This window comes from Acinetobacter sp. P37, assembly GCF_057480965.1.
Map to the genome: position 1 here is coordinate 28,381 of NZ_JBLIYY010000018.1, position 20,368 is coordinate 48,748.

12 protein-coding genes and 6 pseudogenes are annotated in these 20,368 nt (G+C 38.4%); 9 read left to right on the top strand and 9 right to left on the bottom strand.

The genetic code is table 11. The features are described 5' to 3' along the window. Nucleotides 1-83: 83 nt before the first annotated feature. Both AC25JC_RS14420 and AC25JC_RS14425 read left to right on the top strand, forming a co-directional pair. Nucleotides 84-413, top strand: a complete 330-nt coding sequence (locus tag AC25JC_RS14420) for a DUF4236 domain-containing protein (protein ID WP_486924300.1) — start codon at nt 84-86, stop codon at nt 411-413. Between the two features lie 100 nt (nt 414-513). After that, nucleotides 514-827, top strand: a pseudogene (locus AC25JC_RS14425) (hypothetical protein). 70 nt (nt 828-897) lie between these two features. Here the strand turns inward: AC25JC_RS14425 and AC25JC_RS14430 are convergent. Beyond that, entirely contained in the window at nt 898-1,161 is a 264-nt protein-coding gene (locus AC25JC_RS14430) for a hypothetical protein (protein ID WP_078210212.1), read from the bottom strand. A 304-nt stretch (nt 1,162-1,465) separates the two neighbouring features. Between AC25JC_RS14430 and AC25JC_RS14435 the strand changes: the two are divergent. The 5 genes and pseudogenes from AC25JC_RS14435 to AC25JC_RS14455 form a co-directional block, all read left to right on the top strand. Further along, nucleotides 1,466-1,964, top strand: a pseudogene (locus tag AC25JC_RS14435) (hypothetical protein). Then, complete coding sequence (locus AC25JC_RS14440; protein ID WP_486924301.1) at nt 1,961-4,141, top strand: hypothetical protein; 2,181 nt, start codon at nt 1,961-1,963, stop codon at nt 4,139-4,141. Before AC25JC_RS14435 ends, AC25JC_RS14440 begins: the two are co-directional and overlap by 4 nt. Beyond that, entirely contained in the window at nt 4,138-7,095 is a 2,958-nt protein-coding gene (locus AC25JC_RS14445; RefSeq protein WP_486924302.1) for a tyrosine-type recombinase/integrase, read from the top strand. The genes AC25JC_RS14440 and AC25JC_RS14445 overlap by 4 nt, the downstream gene beginning before the upstream one ends. Nucleotides 7,096-7,196: 101 nt before the next feature. Further along, a pseudogene (locus AC25JC_RS14450) lies at nt 7,197-8,151 on the top strand (IS5 family transposase). A 52-nt stretch (nt 8,152-8,203) separates the two neighbouring features. After that, a pseudogene (locus AC25JC_RS14455) lies at nt 8,204-8,401 on the top strand (IS3 family transposase); the annotation flags it as partial. Between the two features lie 145 nt (nt 8,402-8,546). Here the strand turns inward: AC25JC_RS14455 and AC25JC_RS14460 are convergent. The 6 genes from AC25JC_RS14460 to AC25JC_RS14485 all read right to left on the bottom strand — a co-directional run bounded on the left by AC25JC_RS14460 (nt 8,547) and on the right by AC25JC_RS14485 (nt 17,649). Beyond that, nucleotides 8,547-11,987 (bottom strand): pyruvate carboxylase, encoded by a 3,441-nt coding sequence (locus tag AC25JC_RS14460; RefSeq protein WP_486924303.1) that lies wholly within the window; start codon nt 11,985-11,987, stop codon nt 8,547-8,549. A 236-nt stretch (nt 11,988-12,223) separates the two neighbouring features. Then, nucleotides 12,224-13,486 carry a carbohydrate porin gene (locus AC25JC_RS14465; protein WP_486924304.1) on the bottom strand — a complete coding sequence of 421 codons (1,263 nt, stop codon included), beginning with the start codon at nt 13,484-13,486 and terminating at the stop codon, nt 12,224-12,226. A gap of 149 nt (nt 13,487-13,635) precedes the next feature. Beyond that, a complete protein-coding gene (locus AC25JC_RS14470; RefSeq protein WP_472754061.1) occupies nt 13,636-14,643 on the bottom strand; it encodes a transketolase family protein in 1,008 nt (335 codons plus the stop codon). Nucleotides 14,644-14,656: 13 nt separating this feature from the next. Beyond that, a complete protein-coding gene (locus AC25JC_RS14475) occupies nt 14,657-15,502 on the bottom strand; it encodes a transketolase (protein ID WP_279044979.1) in 846 nt (281 codons plus the stop codon). A 15-nt stretch (nt 15,503-15,517) separates the two neighbouring features. Then, nucleotides 15,518-16,816 (bottom strand): MFS transporter, encoded by a 1,299-nt coding sequence (locus tag AC25JC_RS14480; protein ID WP_486924316.1) that lies wholly within the window; start codon nt 16,814-16,816, stop codon nt 15,518-15,520. 83 nt (nt 16,817-16,899) lie between these two features. Beyond that, a complete protein-coding gene (locus tag AC25JC_RS14485; protein ID WP_104484449.1) occupies nt 16,900-17,649 on the bottom strand; it encodes an SDR family NAD(P)-dependent oxidoreductase in 750 nt (249 codons plus the stop codon). Between the two features lie 180 nt (nt 17,650-17,829). On the opposite strand from AC25JC_RS14485, the gene AC25JC_RS14490 reads away from it, so the two are divergent. After that, complete coding sequence (locus AC25JC_RS14490) at nt 17,830-18,717, top strand: LysR substrate-binding domain-containing protein (RefSeq protein WP_486924317.1); 888 nt, start codon at nt 17,830-17,832, stop codon at nt 18,715-18,717. A gap of 1 nt (nt 18,718) precedes the next feature. Next, nucleotides 18,719-18,832 (top strand): annotated as a pseudogene (locus AC25JC_RS14495) (IS6 family transposase); the annotation flags it as partial. Nucleotides 18,833-19,447: 615 nt separating this feature from the next. On the opposite strand, the pseudogene AC25JC_RS14500 reads toward AC25JC_RS14495, so the two are convergent. Together AC25JC_RS14500 and AC25JC_RS14505 are read right to left on the bottom strand one after the other, a co-directional pair. Next, nucleotides 19,448-19,555, bottom strand: a pseudogene (locus AC25JC_RS14500) (IS5/IS1182 family transposase); the annotation flags it as partial. Between the two features lie 283 nt (nt 19,556-19,838). Beyond that, complete coding sequence (locus AC25JC_RS14505) at nt 19,839-20,198, bottom strand: hypothetical protein (protein ID WP_486924305.1); 360 nt, start codon at nt 20,196-20,198, stop codon at nt 19,839-19,841. Nucleotides 20,199-20,368: the final 170 nt, after the last annotated feature.

Consider the following 20,368-nt stretch of genomic DNA (forward strand, 5'->3'; position numbering starts at 1 on the left):
CCCATGAATGAATCAAACTCTTATTTCACTGTATCCGGACAACTGAGATAGAAACCAAACTGGTTCTTGTAAATGGAAAAAATATGGGCTTCAAATTTCGCAAGAGTATTAAAATATTACCTGGATTAAAAATCAATCTGACGCATAAAGGCATTAGTAGCGCGAGCATTGGCAAACCTGGTGCTTCTTTAAATATTGGCAAAAAAGGCACCCGAACCAGCGTTGGTATTCCTGGCACAGGCCTATCCTATTCAAAACACCAGCCCTATAAGAACAGAGCTGGCAACCAAGAGAATCCTGTTCAGGAACAACAACCGTTCTATACATCACATACTGAGCAACCCAAATCGAATGTCTGGATTTGGGTGATTTTTGGATTATTTTGTTTTATTGTCGGGGCAATTCTTTTTTAGAATTCACCGCTCTTTTTACCGATAATATTCCTCCTGCTAGGCAAAATCTGATTCATTCATTACTATGGACGGATGTTAAGTACAATAAAGGTTGCCTCTGATGTCAGACAATCACCATACTCACGATTATGATGAAAATGATTTAATCGACTCTCCCTTATCTCAAGTTTTCAGGAACATAATCAGCAGGTCGAAATTCTCATTTATCGACTGCCTGACAGTGATTGGACACTGGAAGTAGTGAGTCAAAGTGGTACTTCTACGGTATGGGATGAAACATTCCCGTCAGATCAGGAAGCTCTATCTGTCGCTTTAAATGGAATTAAAGTAGCAGGCGGTATTCAAGCCTTTTCCGAACTCAGTGACCTCGAAGCAAAGAACAATATTTTTCCTGAATCCCTTATTCGCCATTAAAAATGAAACTACCGGCTTGAATTTGGATCAGTATATTTTTGGATTCTTAGAACCTATCGCGTTGATAGGTTCACTTCAACCCAAACCCATCTAGGGTTGAAGGGTCAAAATTTTCATCAAACATAAACTCATCTGCTCGCTCTTTTCTTAATGTCGCCAAGGCATAAAAGAAACATTTCTCACATAACTGCAATTCATATCTTTCCCCGTCATGCTTGGAACCATAGCCCCAATGCGCCGATAAAGTTCCAAACTCTAGTTTCGTTGATTGGTTGCATACATCACATAAAACATCAGTAATGACTTCTACCTGTTTCAGTTCTTTGATCTCCATATGCAATTCCTTGTAAATCCAACTTAAACATTCTAAATATTTACTAAAAACATAATTCAATAGGGTTTTAATTACCGCTAAAAAGATTAAAAACACTATATATAGTGAAATTTACAATGTAATAACACAATATAGGGTGCGTAACCCTTGACTCCCCTATAAAAAGTACGTGAATATTATATTTTATTTTTCAGCCACTTGGCATAAATATGGGGATACATCAGCATATGTCTATAAAAAAAAAGCTATTGAAAGTCATCGTGTATCTTCAAAAAACTTAAAATTAATGTGTTATCCAAAATGTATGCATGCGTACCAAATCTGGATAGCTTTATTTTTTCCAACTGAGTGATAAACAGCAAAACTATCACTTGAATTTAACTTTTAAACAGAATATCGAAATCCCGCTCCTTACCACTAAAACACCTGATCACTATTTTTTTAGTAGTCATTTCAGCTGGATCTATGCTTATTTTTACAATAAGAATAAAAATGAATTTAAGTTCAGAGCTTATGAGAAAAATAATTCCTACCAATTCACCATCCAGGCTTTAAGCGAAGTTAGGGCCTTACTGTGTTCCGGATTACATCACTCAATTCATGGCTTAGATATCATCGCATATTGGCTAAATGAACAATACTTAGCCGCACATCTTCAGGAAGTTTTCGGTCAGGAAGTTTTAACTATCAATCATCTACGAGAATTATCAGGGCTATCTAAATCCAAAAGTCCAGTAAGTTCTATTTCAAATTATGCTGGTCCACTTTCATTAGAAAAAATTCTGGCTGGAATATCATCATGAACGGATATAGTTACTTAGAAGATACTCAAGAATTAAAGCTTGAGCCGTTTCGAGAATTCTATCAAACACTAGCAGAAGCAAAGCTAGAAAGTTTTCAAAATTTAATCAAACTCAATGACTTCATTAAACCTACTGAAATTATTGAACTTAACAATATTATAACTCAAAAACTTGCAGACAAATCAATCAGTGAATATCCTCTGGTTCATTATCTTATTGCAGTCATTAATACGCCTTCAGCATATCAAGCTAATGCCCTGAAATGGGCCATTTTCAATACTAGATGTATTGAATTGCTTGATAGCAAAGAACATGCAGCCACCGTAGCAAATCTTTGTATGCGTTTTCGTTTAGCCAGCAAAAAACAGGAGTACCATTGGCTTTATAACTCATTACCAACTCTCCCTATTGAGTTGGAAGATCTGCTTGAATTTCTAAACAAAGAAGAAACTAAGAATAGAGAGTTACTTAACCGCTCCACACCAGAATTAGATGAAAAACGAATTGGCCAGCTGGCAAATCTACGTGTCATCTATCAATATGTCTTTACTCAGTCTGAACGTTTAAAACGAAATCGCCAAAGCAGTTCAGGTGCCAAAGAAGCTCCTCAAACTGATGTTCAAAAGATATCAAGAATATCTCTCGATGATGAACAAACGCATCAGACTCATTTTGAACAAGGTACGGCCAAACAACCACGCGAAGATAAAACTATAGAAAAAGTTGAAGATCATAATTTTGAATTTAATCCACTTGAGCAATACTCTATTACAGCTCAGGTCAATAATCTCAAGAATAAAGTTCTGCATCAAAACAAGAATCAGTTAATGAGCAAGTCAAATCCTCGTGTCTTTGATTTGCCTACCGCACAGCATATTATGCGAATTTTGTTTGAACAGGCAGAAATCTCTCCAATTCATGCCTTGCTTTTATTTTCAGTACTCAGTTTGACGTATTATGAAGAGCTATTAGTATTTCGGAAAAATTTCCGTCTGAGTTCAAAAAGAAAAGAAATTACTTTTAGCTCTGAAAACTTCTATTTTCGGCAAAGTTTTGATAACTCTAAATTTAAAGATGCTTTATTAAAAGAATATATGCTGAATATAGGAAATTCTTTTACCATTCCCTTACCTAAAGTTTATTTTGATCAGATTTTTCAACTAAAAAAGTGGGATAAAGCTGATATTGCTTCCGATGTACAAGAATATTTACGTAGAATCAGTGACGGCCTTACTTTTCATTTAACAGCTCGAAACCTTCCTCGTTTAATCAGCGATATCACGTTGAATGAACTCGGATATGAATTGGAAAGTAAATTACTTAGTGGAGAAAACGTTAATAGCTACACCCCAGGCCATTACTATTCAATGAAAATTGTTGATATCCTCGATATTTATAGCCAAACACTTTATCTGGTTTGCCCGCAGCTCGACACTAGTTATATCGAAGAATTTAAATCCCCTGTTACTTTCGGTAGTCAGCAAACGCCAGACCTGCCTCTGGTTAAATCCTTTTTTAAACAGCTTGACCAGCAAGTTCGGGGCAACCCTAACCCTTTTAAAACACTGAAATATTATTCAATTTGGCTATGGTACGTTTGCATGATTATGACATCTGCTCGACCAAATGAAGCCTTTCCCCCGAATCTCGATTATCTTGATCTCGACAACCGTTTGGTGGCTGTTGCAGATAAAGAGCAACGTTATTCGGGTACCATTGGGCGCTACCTGCCATTTAATAATTTTCTTAGAGATGAAATACAGTCTTATCTGAATTACTTAAAACAATTTCAGCACCTTATGAAGGCTTGTGCTAACCAAGTAAAAACAGCGTTAATTCAAGAAGTCTTTGATGGTCAATGCCCCTTTCTTGTATATCCCAAGACTGAAGGATATATCCGAAATTTAGAGCTTGCTGATATTGAAAATAACAGTCCAGATATACTTTTGCAGCGCAATTGGACTCGCCATTTCGCTCGCTATTTTTTTGCACAGCACTGCGATGAAGACATGCTGAATGGCATATTTGGTCACGATGGACCCATGCAGGAACTTTTTGATCGCTATTCAGGTTTTCAGGCTACCGATTACGATCATATTCGAGCAGCGCAAGACAAGCTGGTCGGACTCTTAAAGCTTAAAAGTATGTCTACATTTAACGGGTTCTTGATTGAATGAGTAAACATCCACACTCCCTCAAAAGAATAGAAAAGCATAGAAAAAACAAAACATTTCTTCTGACCTTGTTTAGTAAGATATGTACAGAGCTGACGCCTGAAAACTATTCGGAAATTTGTCGCCAAATTGATAATCAACTTTTAGAACACTGTAAGTCAAATATCCGTAGCTATCAGATGGCACGTATAGAGTTTGCTAAATATATCAAGCGCTTTAATCTTTCATCAAATCAGTACTATCCAGTGCCTGCCGCTCCCGTAAGATACGAAAGGTCTCTGCCACTACAAAATATTGAAACCTTAAAACATGGTAAAAAAGTTACTCAATTTGCCCAAAATATGATTGCTTACTGGACAAAACGAAATGACTTCAGTCCCACCCAATCTCTTGGCTTTTGTTTGATCAGTTCAATATTATTTAATGGCATTTATAACCATGCCGAATTGCAATTTTTTTTAAAAATCATTTTAAAAACAAAGAAATTTCAAAGTTTTTTAAACCTAAATCATATGGTAACACTCGAAATCCCGAACCGGAATTTCGGTAATCAGCGTATAAATGACCCTGATTTTTCAGTCAGCTATACAAAAACGTTTGTGCTACACGACATTGTGAAATGCTGGATCTACAGACTTAAACATCAAAAGTTTGATTTATTTTCGGATATTGAAGATGCAGAACATCTGATTAACGCTTGTATTATTGAATGCTTCCCTGAGGAAAAGGTACGTTGTAAAGACCTGTTAAAATACGGTTTTTACTATACACAGTTCCTGAAAAACAGCGGACTGGATCAAATCTCCATTTGTATCCTAAAAAATGAAATTTACAGCTCCAGCCCTCTCGAAAAACAATTAGCAGCCTATTTTATTCAGTCTGAACCCACGCGTACCCATACAGTTCAGAATATTTGTGAAAAACCTCAGAAAAAGCCTACGGTCACTATTACGTTAGATGAAGTCGATATTTTAGTAGAAATACGTCAAGCTATTCGTGCAAAAAACTATAGAGATCAACTCATAGAATTATATGCTAAAAAACAATCTCCAGCCTTGGAACGTTTGCTGCTATGGACTATTCTGCGCTCAAAATTAACGGAACCTCAACTGGACCTTCTCAATCATATTATTCAGCAGCAGCAACGATTTAAGCGCAAGCTTATACGTGCAGATTTTCAGCCGGTCAAGCAAAGTTCTCTGAAGACCATGTTTTCACAGTTTGCAGTCCATTGGCTGCAGGCAACGCAAGACAAAGACATTTCATCATTTTCAAATGCCGATTTTGAAGATATGTATGGAGAAATGCTTTTATTAAAGAAAGAAACAACTAGAGAGACTTTACAAAAACGTCTACAGGAGTTTCATCACAAACAGACCTTATTTTTTAACGCGCCCACTGTGGATCTGGATAGTTTAATCCAAGTAAAAATCTGTAGAACCGCATTGATCTCGCCCCATATTTTTTACCGCATGCTAGAGCAGCTCGAAAATACTCAAGATATTTCAATTCAGGATAAAAATATATTTAAACTGATTTTTATTCTGGGGTTCAGAGTCGGACTACGGATCAATGAAACATTGAATATCTTCGTACGTGATCTATTTATTAGTGAAGATGCTGTGATACTCACCATTCGCAACAATCGCAATAAAAATCAAAAAAGCTACTCAGCTTACCGCAAGATTCCCCTGCATCATCTACTTAAAGCCGACGAATTACATGCATTTAAAACATATAGTCAGAATAGAAAACGTCTGCTAAAAGAACAAGGAAAATCAGTTGTACAACCGCTATTTTTAAAACAGTCCTTAGAAGAAACTCATGAAAATGAAGTGAATTCCCTATTGAAACAATTGATCCAGCCAGTTTTTGGAGAACACAATTTTACTTACCATAGTCTGCGCCATTCTGCATTTAATCATCTTTACCTGATTTTAAAAAACTCAACACTTGCAGATGCATTTACTGACTATAGCCCACATGAGCAATTACGTATCCGTTATGCATTGCTGCGAAACAGAAATAGTCAGCAAACCTGGTATGCACTCTCTCATTTTGTCGGGCACCTAACGCCTGAAACCACTTGTTCAAGCTATCTGCATTTAATGCATCTGGCAATTAGCTACCAGCTGAATCAAATGCACAGCCCGCTTCCTAAAGAAGCCTATTTTAATATTCTGAAACATGATGCTGCTGTTAAATATCCTGTTCAGCAGCGGGCGATCAAACAGTTTTTATTTGATCAACTCACTAAAGACCGTTACAGGCAACATGATCATCAATTTCAACTAGGTCAACAGAAATCGCCTGATTCACTGATGCTAGGAGCTCATGACTCAGAGATGACTTTTGAATTATTGCATCACATTCTTGCAGTAGAAAAAGAACAAGACCTTATGTTACCTGAAGCCATTCCTTTACAAATCGCGCAAAAATTACGTGCTAGAGCCCAACATTTGAAAACCTCCTGTGTAAACCAAAAAAAATCATCGAGGTTATTTACCACAGATTTTTTAAGGAAAACTCCGAATGCATTGGTTACCATGTTGCCAACCAATCAGGAAGAAAAACAGATCATTCATAAAGTTCAGGAACGCTTCACGACAGTACATCATCAATATAAAAAACAGCTCAGTACTATCTATTCAATTTATCTTGAAAAAGTTCAGCCCAATTCTGCTCAGTTCATTTTTGAACTAAATGAAAAACGTCAACTGAAAAAGTTTCTGTCTTTTATCAGCAGTTTATTTCCTAAAAAATATCTTCATCTTGAGCTTTCCCAACGGAGTAAGGAACAGCTCAAAAACACATTACAGGATTTAGCATTACGGACAGAAAATTTCAGCCTGAATGAGGATGAAGAGCGAATCAAGTTCTCTTTCAAGTATAAAGATGCAAAAGCACTTGGGGTATTCAAACTACTGATGCATCTAATGATCGTCTCTCATCTTTAAGCTGGTTGTAAGAAAAATTTGAATTCTGAGAAACGATAATCAAATAGGGCTTTGTTGCACAAACCTATCTGTAAAGGCTTTTTCAGCGATATAATTTTCAAATGAAGAAGCCTACACACAAAATCTACCGCACAACCAATTGGTCCTCGTATATGAGCAGTAATACTGCGAAGCTTTAATCAAGCGGGGAAATATTTCAATCTGGTTTGATCCTGCTACGCAATGGTATGCTCCATCAAAAGGCAAACAAGGGCGAAATCAAACCTACCCCGATGCAGCGATCCAATGCTGCTTAATGATTAAATCCTTATTCCGTCTATCTTTACATATGGTCACTGGCTTTGTGCAAAGTCTGATTAAACTTTGCGGCTGAGCAGCCCCGAATATCAGTGATATTCGTACACCACGCTTTGTAGAAGACAAAAGCATATTGATATTGCAATCAGCTACCAAAAAAGTAGCGATGGGCTGCATCTACTCATGGACTCCACAGGCATGAAGTTTCTAGGTGAGGGCAAATGGAAACGCAAGAAACATGGACCTGAATATCGTCGCCAATGGCGTAAACTACATATTGGTATAGATGCCAAAACCCTGCAAATACGAGCAGTTCAGCTCACAACCAATAATGTCAGTGATTCACAGGTGCTTGGTGATTTACTTAATCAAACTCCACAAGATGAGCAGATTGACTCTGTTTATACCGATGGAGCTTATGACACCAAGCAATGCTGTCAGGTCATTGCAGATCGGCAAGCACATGCGGTGATTCCACCTAGAAAAAATGCGAAACCATGGAAAGATACAAAGAGTAGCTCGCTAGAGCGAAATGAATTACTTCGAACAGTTACACGTTTAGGCAGGACACTATGGAAAAAATGGTCAGGCTATCATCGCCGAAGTTTGGTAGAAACCAAGATGCACTGCATCAAATTATTGGGTGATAGGCTTAGTGCAAGGAGTTTTGATAGCCAAGTGAATGAGATTCATGCACGTGTAGCAGTCCTCAACAGATTTACGGAGCTCGGCCGACCTCATACCGAAGTTGTCACTTAAATTTGAAAAACTTAGGAAAGCTCTATCTTTAAAATCTTTATGCAACAAAGCCCATCGCAACTATCAAACAAGAGAGGAAGCTAAAGCAGATATTACAAAATACATAGAGCTATTTTATAATCAGCAGAGAGTTCAGAAAGGACTGGATTTTAAAACACCAAATCAAACAGCAGAGGACTTTTTAAATTGGCTGCATAGAATCTCCCAAGTCGAAGTGTCCTGTTTTTTCAGCACACATCAAAATGGGTAACTTTCTATTTTTCAAGAGCTATGTCCGATCAAGTCTGAATTAATACATCTAATCAACAGATTTTTCGATCTCTAAGAACTTTTTAAGGGAACATCATCGACTCAAATCTCTATTTGCAACAGCGCCAAAATTATAACTAAATCTTTTAATTTAATATTAAAACTAAATCCATATTTTTAACCTGATTACCCACACCCATTAAAACTTCCTGAACCACACAGTCCTGATCAGCTTTAATCGCAATCTCCATTTTCATTGCTTCAATGGTAAATAAGGTTTCACCTTTCCTGACAGACTGACCAAGTTTTACAGGTACTGTACTAATCATGCCCGGCATCGAAGCACCGATATGTTTTGGATTCTTCGGGTCTGCCTTTGAATGAGCCGTTGATCCTTTTGGGCTTGCCTGTTTAATCTGAACCAGACGTAACTGGCCGTTCAGCTCTACAAACAGATCAATCACTCCATCCTTGGCTTCTGAGCGACCCAACAGTTTTATTTCGAGTACTTTGCCGCGTTCAAGTTCGATTTCGACTGGACTTTGCTCTTTTAAACCATAAAAGAACGCTGAAGATGGAATACTTGAGACCGTGCCATATTTCATTTCGTGCTGCATAAAGTCGGTAAAGACTTTTGGATACATCAGGTATGACGCCAATTCTTGTTCAGTAACTAGTTTCCCAAACATATTCTCAAGCATTGCTTTTTTACCCGCCAGATCGGCTGGTGGCATAACTGCACCAGGACGGTCATTTAGCGGGGCTGCACCTTTTAATACCTTGTTCTGTAACTCTTTTGGAAAACCATGTACTGGTATGCCTAGCTCCCCCTTAAACAGGGAAACCACCGACTCAGGGAAATCAATTTCAAGTTCAGAATCTTCAATATCTTGTGGATTAAGATTGTTCGATACCATATATAAGGCCATATCACCCACCACTTTAGAGGTTGGAGTGACTTTAACAATGTCACCAAACAATAAGTTGACTTGTGCATAGGCATCGGATACTTCCGTCCAGCGCTCTTCAATACCCATTGAACGAGCTTGTTCACGCAAGTTAGTATATTGTCCACCCGGCATTTCATGATGATAGACATCAGCTGTACCAGCACGCATATCAGCCTCAAAAGGTGCATAGATATGGCGTACCCCTTCCCAGTATGTAGAAAGCTGTTGCAGGTTGTTAGGGTTAAGTCCTGTGTCCCGATCTGTATTTTGTAAGGCTGCAACCACAGAGCCCATGCTTGGTTGTGAGGTGAGACCGCTCATGGCATCCATGGCAGTATCAACAGCATCTACGCCTGCCTCGATTGCTGACAAAATACTGGCTGCCGCAATACCACTGGTGTCATGGGTATGAAAATGAATTGGCAGTCCGGTTTCTTCTCTCAATGCTTTGACCAATTCACGTGCTGCGGCTGGTTTGCATATCCCCGCCATATCTTTAATAGCTAGGATATTGGCTCCCGCCTTTTGCAGCTGCTTTGCCATATCAACATAGTAGTTGAGGTTATATCTGCGGTTATTGTCAAAGATATCGCTGGTATAACAGATTGCTGTTTCACACAACATGCCCGATTCTCGAACCGCATCAATAGCAACCCGCATGTTATCAACTGCATTTAGCGAATCAAATACACGAAATAAATCGATTCCACCTTGTGCTGCCTGTGCAATAAAGTGGCGAACCACATTATCTGGATAGTTGGTATAACCCACGGCATTAGATGAGCGAAGTAGCATTTGAAATAAAATATTCGGTACTGCTTCACGAAGTCTAGCTAGACGTTCCCATGGATCTTCTTTTAAGAAACGCATCGACACATCAAAGGTTGCGCCCCCCCAGCACTCTAGTGAAAATAGCTCACTGGCCATCTGGGAGTAATAAGGTGCAATAGCCTGCATATCTGCAGTCCGCATTCGTGTTGCAAATAAGGACTGGTGGGCATCACGCATAGTGGTATCAGTGACCAATACACGCTTTTGATCTAGCATCCAATTTGAGAAACCTTCTGCACCCAGTAATTTAAACTGGTCTCGGGTTCCGCTTGGAATGCTCTGATTCAAGTTAAATATTGGTAACTGAGCTGGAGCTGGAACTGTCTCGGGAAGCGACCGTCCTTTAAGTTCAGGTTGCCCATTGACGGTAATGTTACCTAAAAACTCTAGTAACTTTGTCGCACGGTCCTGCTTAGGTTTAAGGTTAAATAATTCAGGAGTGGTATCAATAAATCGAGTAGTACAGGTGCCTTGCGTAAATAGAGGATGTGTCACCACATTTTCTAGAAATGCCAGATTATTTGAAACACCACGAATACGAAACTCTTGTAATGCTCGTAGCATACGGGCGTTAGCTTCATCCCCACTTGCACCACGAACCGTTACTTTAGCTAGTAATGAATCATAATAAGGTGTAATGACTGCACCGGTATAAGCCGTACCACTGTCTACCCGCACTCCAAAACCGGTTGCGCTACGAAATGCAGTCAAACGTCCATAGTCCGGCATAAAGCTATTTTTAGGGTCTTCGGTGGTGAGACGGCATTGTAATGCATGGCCTAACAGTTTGATTTGCTCCTGAGATGGAATAAAACTGCTACCATCTCCAACTGCGGCACCTTCGGTCACCCGAATTTGTGCTTTAACAATATCAATGCCTGTGATTTCTTCAGTAACCGTATGTTCAACCTGAATGCGTGGGTTGACTTCAATAAAATAGAATTCATCTGTTTCGGCATCCATTAAGAACTCAACCGTACCGGCATGAGTATAATTTACCGCACGAGCCAGTCTTAAAGCAGCTTCACATATTTTATTACGTTGGGCTTCGGACAAATAAGGTGCAGGCGCACGCTCAACTACCTTCTGATTACGTCGTTGGACAGTGCAATCTCGTTCAAATAGATGCACAATATTGCTATAGGTATCACCTAATATCTGCACTTCTACATGACGGGCATGGCGAATCAGTTTCTCTAGATAAACTTCGTCATTGCCAAACGCAGATTTGGCTTCACGACGTGCAACAGTAATTGCATCTTCGAGTTCCTTCTCATGTTCAACCAAGCGCATGCCACGACCTCCACCGCCCCAGCTCGCTTTGAGCATGAGTGGATAGCCTACCTCAGCTGCCAGTAACTGACAGTCTTCAATGCATTCAGGTAGTGCTGCTGTAGCAGGAATAACTGGCACACATGCAACCATTGCAACCTTACGGGCCATCACTTTATTGCCTAACTGACGCATTACTTCCGGTTTTGGACCGATAAAGCGGATGCCAGCTTGGCTACAAGCCTCTGCAAACTCAGGGTTTTCAGACAGGAAGCCATAACCTGGGTGGATAGCATCTACCCCTGCCTCAACTGCAATACGGATAATATCTTCAATATCCAGATAGGCAGCGATTGGTTTTTTCCCTGCCCCTACCTGATAAGCTTCATCCGACTTAAAGCGATGCAGGGCAAATTTATCTTCTTCTGCATAAATTGCAACTGTACGAATGCCCATTTCTGAGGCAGCACGCATGACTCGAATCGCGATCTCGCCACGATTAGCAATAAGTATTTTGTGGATAGGCTTAATCATTTATATACCCATTTATTTCGTAATACATTCATAATCTTATTAAAGATATTCGTAGTTTGGCGCTAAATATTTTTTTAGCTAGTAAAGGAAAAGTTCGTATTTCAAAAGCTGAAATAACAATTCATTAGACTTCTTGCATTAGTCAAAATTTAAACAGCATAAAGCTACATTTAATAAGGTTTTAGCCAATTCAAAAATTAGGTAAAACGATACTTTCGCAAGAGGTCCATTAATTTTTAAAAAATAATTTTCGAACTGAACCCTAGTACTAAAGCGTTATTTATATAATTGGTTGCACCTGGATGGATGATGTACTGCATATTTGGTCGTAGCATTAACCATTTAACAGGGAAGTAGGAGTAATTAATTTCGAAATTATATTCAGCATCTTCATTAATATTTGAATAGTTTGCACGGAATCGGTCGCTAACACTTATTCTGTTTATTGCTAATCCAAAAATATCATTTGCATGGGTATCTAAAAGACCAATATATTTCAAACCAACTTGTTGCATATTTCCAATTTTATTCGTAGTTTTATTATGGAAACTGAAGTTTATGAATCCATATAATCCTTGATTTGGTAAATTCCTAGACGATAACTGCTGTTCTACTCCTCCCCATATTCCATATGTATTATCTTCAGACTCTCCTGTTACGATGTCCTTTTGATTATCGGCCTCATCAGAAGTATTATAAAATGCTCCTATACGATATATTCCAGGCAAGTCATTAACTGCGTTTTTAGGCTGCCATACAAATTCAACCGGAATATTGACACCATCTGCATCATTCGTACTAAAATTCCAACCTTCATCCTCTTTTAAATTCTTTGGGTTAAACTCAAACACGCCAAGTTGAATATAGGTCTCAGGACTAAATTTATACCTAGACATCACGGCCCATTGACTAACTGGCGCATTAATCCATTTGCTACCTTGCCATTTACCCATTTGTGCACCACAAAATGAGTTATTCTGAAAATCACAAGACATTACATTGAAGTAAGTTCCCATAGCGAAACGTCCTATTCGGACACTTGTACCTAAATCAGAAAAATTCTTTTCGACTGATAGCTCAGCCAGTCGGGTACCTGAATTTCCTCGACCATAGTTAGCCTGTACATTAGCCAATTGTGGCGCTTGGGGATCTGAAATTTGTTCAACCGATAGGCTCTGCCCTTGTCTTGCCATAACTAATGCTCGAACACTCACCCCGTCTACATTTATCAACCTCTCTAAATCTAAAGTTGAACCGAGTGAAAACTGGCTAACATATGTTGGGTCTTGTCGTGGGGCATATCCACCATCTGCTAAATAAGCAATATCGAGATTAGAACTAGCATCAAATTTGATTCCTTTATCTGCTAAAGCTGTTCGTTTGCCATCCCAATCCCCTGTTAAATTTGTCCGATTTACATCAAATAAGTTCTCAGCAAAACAAGTTGTATTTGTTCCAATAAGTATGCCTAACATGCATAAGAAATTACTTTTGTTCATTGCACAATCCCTGCAAATTTTTGAATATAGTTTTCCCTAATAGCTTCATGAATAAGCTATTTTTGAATATATAAATGGAAGAGATACACTAGATTTGAACATGATGAGAATCCGATCTCACCATGTTCAACTGAATAAAATATCTAATATTATTCAGCTATATGATTTTTGATTTTTGCTTTAACTGCTTCTGTAGAAATACCATAACGATCATGTAGTGTTGGTAATGCACCTGCATCTAAAAATGCATCAGGTAAACCAATCATATCGAAACGAGGATGTTGCCCATTTCTTAATAGTAAGGTCCCAACTGCTTCACCTAAGCCGCCAACCACAGAGTGATTTTCAGCAGTAAGAACAGGTCTTCCTCCTTTTGCAACTTCAGCTAAAATCGTTTCTTCATCAAGAGGCTTGATCGTTGGGACATGTAAAACTGAAACCTCAATTCCCTCTTTTTCAAGTTCTTCAGCAGCCTCAAGCGCACGCATAGTCAGTAACCCAGTAGAGATAATCAAGAGATCTTTACCTGGCTTAATGACTTGGGCCTTACCTAATTTAAATTGGTAGTTATATTTATCCAGTACCAATGGAACTTGACCACGCAACAAGCGCATATAAACAGGACCTTGGTGAGCAGCAATCTGTGGAATAGCCTGTTCAATTTCCAAGGCATCACATGGATCAATGATCATTAGATTTGGCATTCCACGGAAAATGGCAATATCTTCTGTTGCTTGGTGACTTGGTCCATATCCTGTAGTTAAACCAGGAAGGGCTGCTACAATTTTCACATTTAGATTATCTTCGGCAATCGCCATACAGATAAAATCGTAAGCTCGGCGTGAAGCAAAGACAGCATAAGTCGTGGCAAAAGGAACGAAGCCTTCTCGAGCTAATCCAGCAGCAGCGCTCATCAAGAGTTGTTCGGCCATTCCCATTTGAAAGAACTTGTCTGGATTTTGATTCGCGAAAATATGTAAATCTGTATATTTGGATAGATCTGCTGATAATCCAACAATATCATCACGCTCTTTCGCTAGTGCATTTAAAGCATGTCCAAATGGTGCAGACTTGGTTGGTTGCCCTTCTGCAGCAATAGAAGCAATCATGGCAGACGTTTTTAATTTTTTCTTAGGAGAGTTCGCTAATTGGCTCATGGATCTAGACTCCTTATTTGCCGTAATGGGTTAATATATTTAAAGCTTCATCCCATTCACGTTCATCCACGCGAATAAAATGTGTTTTTTCACGGCTTTCTAAAAATGAAACACCTTTACCCATTTTGGTATCGCAAATAATGACTCTTGGGCATGTTCCTTCGTGGCATTTCGCTTGATCGAAAGCGTCAAGTAAAGCTTCCATATTGTTGCCATCTACGCGTTGGGTATACCAACCAAAAGACTGCCAACGATCTACAATTGGTTCAAAAGCTAGAATTTCACTTGAATGCCCATCGGCTTGCTGATTATTCACATCAATAATTGCAATGAGATTATCTAACTTCCAATGTGAAGCCGACATGACGGCTTCCCATGTCGAGCCCTCATTGAGCTCACCATCTGATAGGAAGTTATAAACAAAAGACTCTGATTTCTTTTGCTTTAATCCGAGGCAAGCACCTACCGCAATGCCTAAACCGTGACCCAATGAACCACCTGTGATTTCCATACCAGGGGTATAAGTTGCCATGCCTGACATAGGTAAACGACTGTCATCAGAACCATACGTTTCTAGTTCTTCAATTGGAATAACTTTTGCTTCGATCAAAGCAGCATATAAAGCAATTGCATAATGACCTATTGAAAGATAAAAGCGATCTCTTCCTTCCCACTCAGGATTGTCAGGCTGATATTTCATTGCATGAAAATAAGAAACTGCAAGTAGATCAGCTGCACCTAAGGCCTGTCCAACATAACCTTGGCCCTGTACTTGTCCCATACGTAACGCATGTTGACGAATGTTATATGCACGTTGCTGGAGTTCAGCAATACGAGCTTCTTTATTAATATTTGACATGATTAGCTTCTCTTATTAACGATTAACCAGTTTTGCTGGAATGCGTAGTACTAGGCTTGCGCCAACAACTAAGACTGCTGTGATTAAGAACATACCTATGGCATTCGAACCTGTATTAGTGGTAATCCAGCCGATGAGAAACGGAGAACAAAATCCAGCGAGATTGGCAAAACTATTGATTCCAGCAATACCTGCGGCAGCTGAAACACCACCTAAAAAGTTAGTTGGCAACATCCAAAACAAAGAAGATGCGGTGAGTACACCTGATGCCGCAATACATAAACAAATCAGTGATAGGGTTAGATTTGACGCAAACAATGTTGCGAAGGTCAGTGCAATTGCACCAGCACACATAGGAATAATTAAATGCCAGCGACGCTCTCTAAAGTGATCTCCGCTACGGCCTGCTAACAGCATTACAACTATGGCACACATATAAGGTAGACTGGTCAACAAGCCAATATGCCAGTTATCACTAATACCCGAGTTACGAATTAATGTCGGCAACCAGAAAGTAATTGCATATTGTCCCATTACGACACAAAAATAGATTCCAGCTAGTAACCACAAGCGTTTATCACTAATGAAGTCTTTAATACTGCTATGCCCTTCTTTCTGTTGATTATCTTGAGCGATTTCTTGCTGAACTAAATTCTTTTCAGCACTTGTTAACCAATGTGCATCTTGAACAGAATCTTTTAGAACTGCGAGGACTAGCAAACCAACAACCACTGTAGGTATAGCTTCAAGTACAAACATCCATTGCCAACCATGCCATCCTTGCACATTGTTCATTTGATCCATGATTAAGCCAGATAGAGGACCACCGATCATTCCTGAAATTGGAATCGCAATAAACCAAAGCACAGTCATACGGGCCCGACGATAAGAGGGGAACCAATATGTAAGATAAAGTAATAAACCTGGCGCTAATCCAGCTTCAGCAACACCGAGTAAGAAGCGTAAGGTATAGAATTGCCACTCTGTTTCAACAAATGCAAAACAGCCTGACAAAATACCCCATGTGATCATGATCCGAGCAATCCAACGTCGAGCACCGACTTTATGAAGCACAATATTGCTCGGCACTTCACATAAGAAATATCCTATAAAGAAAATACCTGCACCGAGTCCATAAACAGCTTCACTAAACTGTAAATCACTCATCATTTGAAGTTTGGCAAAACCAACATTTACACGGTCTAGGTAAGCACAAAAATAACAAAGCATTAAAAATGGCATCAACCGAAATGCAATTTTTCGATATGCAGATTTACGAATAGCATCTGTATCAGATGAAAATACAGTATCCATCATGCGAGTCCCTTTACATTTGGCCACAATATCCTCTCGTGGCCATGTCTCTATTTTGAATTTTTTAATACTAATACTGAGTTTTAGTGAATCAGCATTCCGCCATTTACGTCTAAAGTTACACCTGTTAAATAGGCTGATAGATCACTGGCTAAAAATAACGCTGCATTGGCAACATCTTGTGCTTTACCTAAGCGACCAAGTGGAATTCCTGCAAGAATGTCATGACGACGATCATCATTCATTAAACCACCCGTAATGTCTGTTTGAATCAGACCTGGTGTAAGTGAGTTGACACGAATATTATCTGCACCAAACTCGCGAGCCATCGCTTTACCTAATCCTAAAACCCCAGCTTTGGCAGCACTGTAATGTGGACCTCCAAAAATACCACCACCTCGTTGTGCCGAAACGGATGATAAACACACAATACTTCCTCCACCGTTTTCTTTCATTGAGGGAATTACAGCCTGAGACATAATGAGCGTTCCACGCAGACTGACATCCAAAATACGATCATAATCATTACGCTTGATATCTAATGTTTTTACAGGTTGGGTAATGCCTGCGTTATTGACCAAAATATCAATTTTACCGTAGTGTTGAAGGGCTTGTTCCACAGCAGCGTGTGCTTGTTCTTCATTAGCAACATTTGCTGCTAGACCTAAATGACCTTCGCCCAATGCTTTAGCCGCATGCTGGCTTTGCGCAAGATCTAGATCAACAATAATGACTTTGGCGCCTTGCTGTGCAAAGACTTCTGCTGTTGCACGACCAATACCACGTTCAGATGCTGCACCTGTGATTAACGCTACTTTTCCTTGTAGTAACATGTCTATTCCTCTTTTCTTCAACATATTTATTCATCGCTAGATTCTCTTTTTTCACAGTGAGCAGCAATAAGGTTAAACTCAACTAGGCATGAATAATATTCATGCCTATGATATTTTTAGTTAATATTCGAAAGAAAAATGGAATTTTAAATGAATAATAGTGAAAAAAATTACAACCAAGTGCCTGCAATAAAAACCTTACAAGCGTTTGAACAAACTGCTCGATTAGGAAATGTGGCAAAAGCAGCAGAGGTTTTGAGCCTTACACCATCTGCTGTCAGTCATCAAATAGCAAAACTAGAAGAAATGATTGGTCAAAGTCTATTTATACGTGGTGCAAGAGGTGTTACATTAACTCCTTCTGGGGAGCGTTATTATCAAGAAGTTACTAATATCCTGCATAGCCTTGTATTAGCTACTGAACAAGCATCAAATAACAGTCCAAAAGATAGCTTATATATCCATTCTTCTCCAAGTTTTGGCCTATTGTGGCTAATGCCACGCCTTGAATCATTTAAAGAAAAATACCCTCTCATTCAGGTGAACTTGTCCTGTTCTTATGAAAATCTTCATTTTACGCGTGATAAAATTGATATTGATATTCGTCATGGCATTTCGAATTGGACAGGTGTCGAAATTAGAACGGTTCGGAGTGAAAAATTAGAAGTTCTTGCATCGCCAAAATTACTTGAACGTAGTCCAGTATTTAGGCCCAAAGATTTATTAAAAAAAGAGCTAATTTTATCAAAATCCACTCTGGTGACATGGCCTCAATGGTTTGCACACCAAGGCCTAAGTATTCCTGAATTTCCTTATACTTTTAGTTTTGATCGCTCTTACATGTCACTTGAAGCAGCCACACATGGCCTAGGATTTGTTTTAGAAAGCAACATACTTACCCAGAATTATTTGGAATCAGGAAAGTTGGTTAAAGTATTTTCTGATGATTTCTCTATAGCTATATCTGCTCATCACTTAGTTTATCCTCGCACGCATGAAAACATTATGAAAGTGAACCATTTTTTAAACTGGATTAATGAAGAAATTAACAAAAGTAGTGAATGGTAAAACTTTTAAAGGTATTGAAGTCATGCGTGCACTACGTAAAGGATAACCATCGTCATTCTACTATGGTCAGCCTCAGGGTGAAGTGTGTCTAATCAAAAGGGTTTCCGGTCTCTAAGCACTTTTTAAAGGGAACATCATCGACTCAAATCTCTATTTGCAACAGTGTCTCTCCGACAAACCCGGTACGGTTCACCTGGACAAATTCAAACAGAGACTCTCCAGATGATCCAAAATAGGATTGAGCATAATATTTATTAGACCTCTTTCATAATTCATTTTTTACTCAGTTCCATATTGTATATTCCAGCAATTAAATTGAATCTTAAACCCAGTCTTTATATTAAATTATATAATGTTGTTATTTCTCATGAAAATTAGCACCAAAATATAGGTGACTTTTATTGATTAAAATTTCCAATATGAAGTGACCAAAATACCCTTAAATGATCTAAATTGCTAAAAATTTCACCCCACTAAAAACTACACACAATCAATTAAATCATACACTTATAGTTAACATTATTTAATGATATAAATCTCGGTGACCTTGCCAAGGTTGGGGTCATTTTCATGCAAGCTGGTTCTATTGTATACAAAGGGCTTTGTTGCATAAATATGTAAGCATCTGATTTAAATAAATTTAATTTTGGATCAAAAAATAATCAAAACCTTTAAAATCATATAGTTATGAAATCTTTGTGCAACAAAGCCCTTTTGATGGAGCATATCATTGCGTAGCAGGATCAAACCAAATGGCAATATTTCCGCGACTCATGAGTGCTCGGTTATATGCGGGCCAATTAGTTGTGCGATAGATTTTGTGTGTAGGCTTCATCATTTGAAAATTATATCGCTGAAAAAGCCTTTACAGATAGGTTTGTGCAACAAAGCCTCCGCAGATTATGCATGAATGCTAAGAAAGTTAGAGTACAAATATCAATCAAAAAAGGTGCTCGTTTTTTGATTTATGAAAGAGATCTAATATCAAGGTTGATTAACTAACTTTATGTTTTCTTTCTTTTTCACACATATTATACGAACTTGTTTTTGCAGTACTGAAACCAATTACCCAATAGTCTTTAGCCTGTTTATACATATCTCCTCCTTGTAACACTGCATTTTTAATGATCGATTGTGGAGGGGACAACTTCAAACTGTGTCATATTCTGACAGTAAATATAGCCATTATCTTTTTTTCCTAAATACTTCCAACCTCTTTGTTTTAATAATATGTCTTTCGATAACCATTCATCTAACGTTAAGTTTTGACCTTTAATTTCATATAGAACTTTATAAGACGCATATGAAGAAAAACTTCTCGCATTTTCTAAGTTGCCACCAAAAATGATTCTCCCCTCAGCCATTAATCTCAAGTTTTCAGGTTCATTACTCAAAATCAAATTCGTTGGTTCTTTTTTCTGACAACCAACTAATATTAAACAAAACAAATTACAGAAAATTATAATCAATTTTTTTTTCATTTTGAAATCATCTCCGTATATCCCACATCCACATGGCTTTGTTGCATAAATATGTAAGCATCTGATTTAAATAAATTTAATTTTGGATCAAAAAATAATCAAAAACTTTAAAATCATATAGTTATGAAATCTTTGTGCAACAAAGCCCAAACACTCTAACAACTTTGTCA

What these genes read in the sequence shown, in the direction of transcription:
- AC25JC_RS14465 (WP_486924304.1), bottom strand. Translation starts at nt 13,486, where the DNA reads ATGAACAAAAGTAATTTCTTATGCATGTTAGGCATACTTATTGGAACA.
- AC25JC_RS14470 (WP_472754061.1), bottom strand. Translation starts at nt 14,643, where the DNA reads ATGAGCCAATTAGCGAACTCTCCTAAGAAAAAATTAAAAACGTCTGCC.
- AC25JC_RS14460 (WP_486924303.1), bottom strand. Translation starts at nt 11,987, where the DNA reads ATGATTAAGCCTATCCACAAAATACTTATTGCTAATCGTGGCGAGATC.
- AC25JC_RS14485 (WP_104484449.1), bottom strand. Translation starts at nt 17,649, where the DNA reads ATGTTACTACAAGGAAAAGTAGCGTTAATCACAGGTGCAGCATCTGAA.
- AC25JC_RS14440 (WP_486924301.1), top strand. Translation starts at nt 1,961, where the DNA reads ATGAACGGATATAGTTACTTAGAAGATACTCAAGAATTAAAGCTTGAG.
- AC25JC_RS14445 (WP_486924302.1), top strand. Translation starts at nt 4,138, where the DNA reads ATGAGTAAACATCCACACTCCCTCAAAAGAATAGAAAAGCATAGAAAA.
- AC25JC_RS14420 (WP_486924300.1), top strand. Translation starts at nt 84, where the DNA reads ATGGGCTTCAAATTTCGCAAGAGTATTAAAATATTACCTGGATTAAAA.
- AC25JC_RS14505 (WP_486924305.1), bottom strand. Translation starts at nt 20,198, where the DNA reads ATGAAAAAAAAATTGATTATAATTTTCTGTAATTTGTTTTGTTTAATA.
- AC25JC_RS14475 (WP_279044979.1), bottom strand. Translation starts at nt 15,502, where the DNA reads ATGTCAAATATTAATAAAGAAGCTCGTATTGCTGAACTCCAGCAACGT.
- AC25JC_RS14480 (WP_486924316.1), bottom strand. Translation starts at nt 16,816, where the DNA reads ATGGATACTGTATTTTCATCTGATACAGATGCTATTCGTAAATCTGCA.
- AC25JC_RS14430 (WP_078210212.1), bottom strand. Translation starts at nt 1,161, where the DNA reads ATGGAGATCAAAGAACTGAAACAGGTAGAAGTCATTACTGATGTTTTA.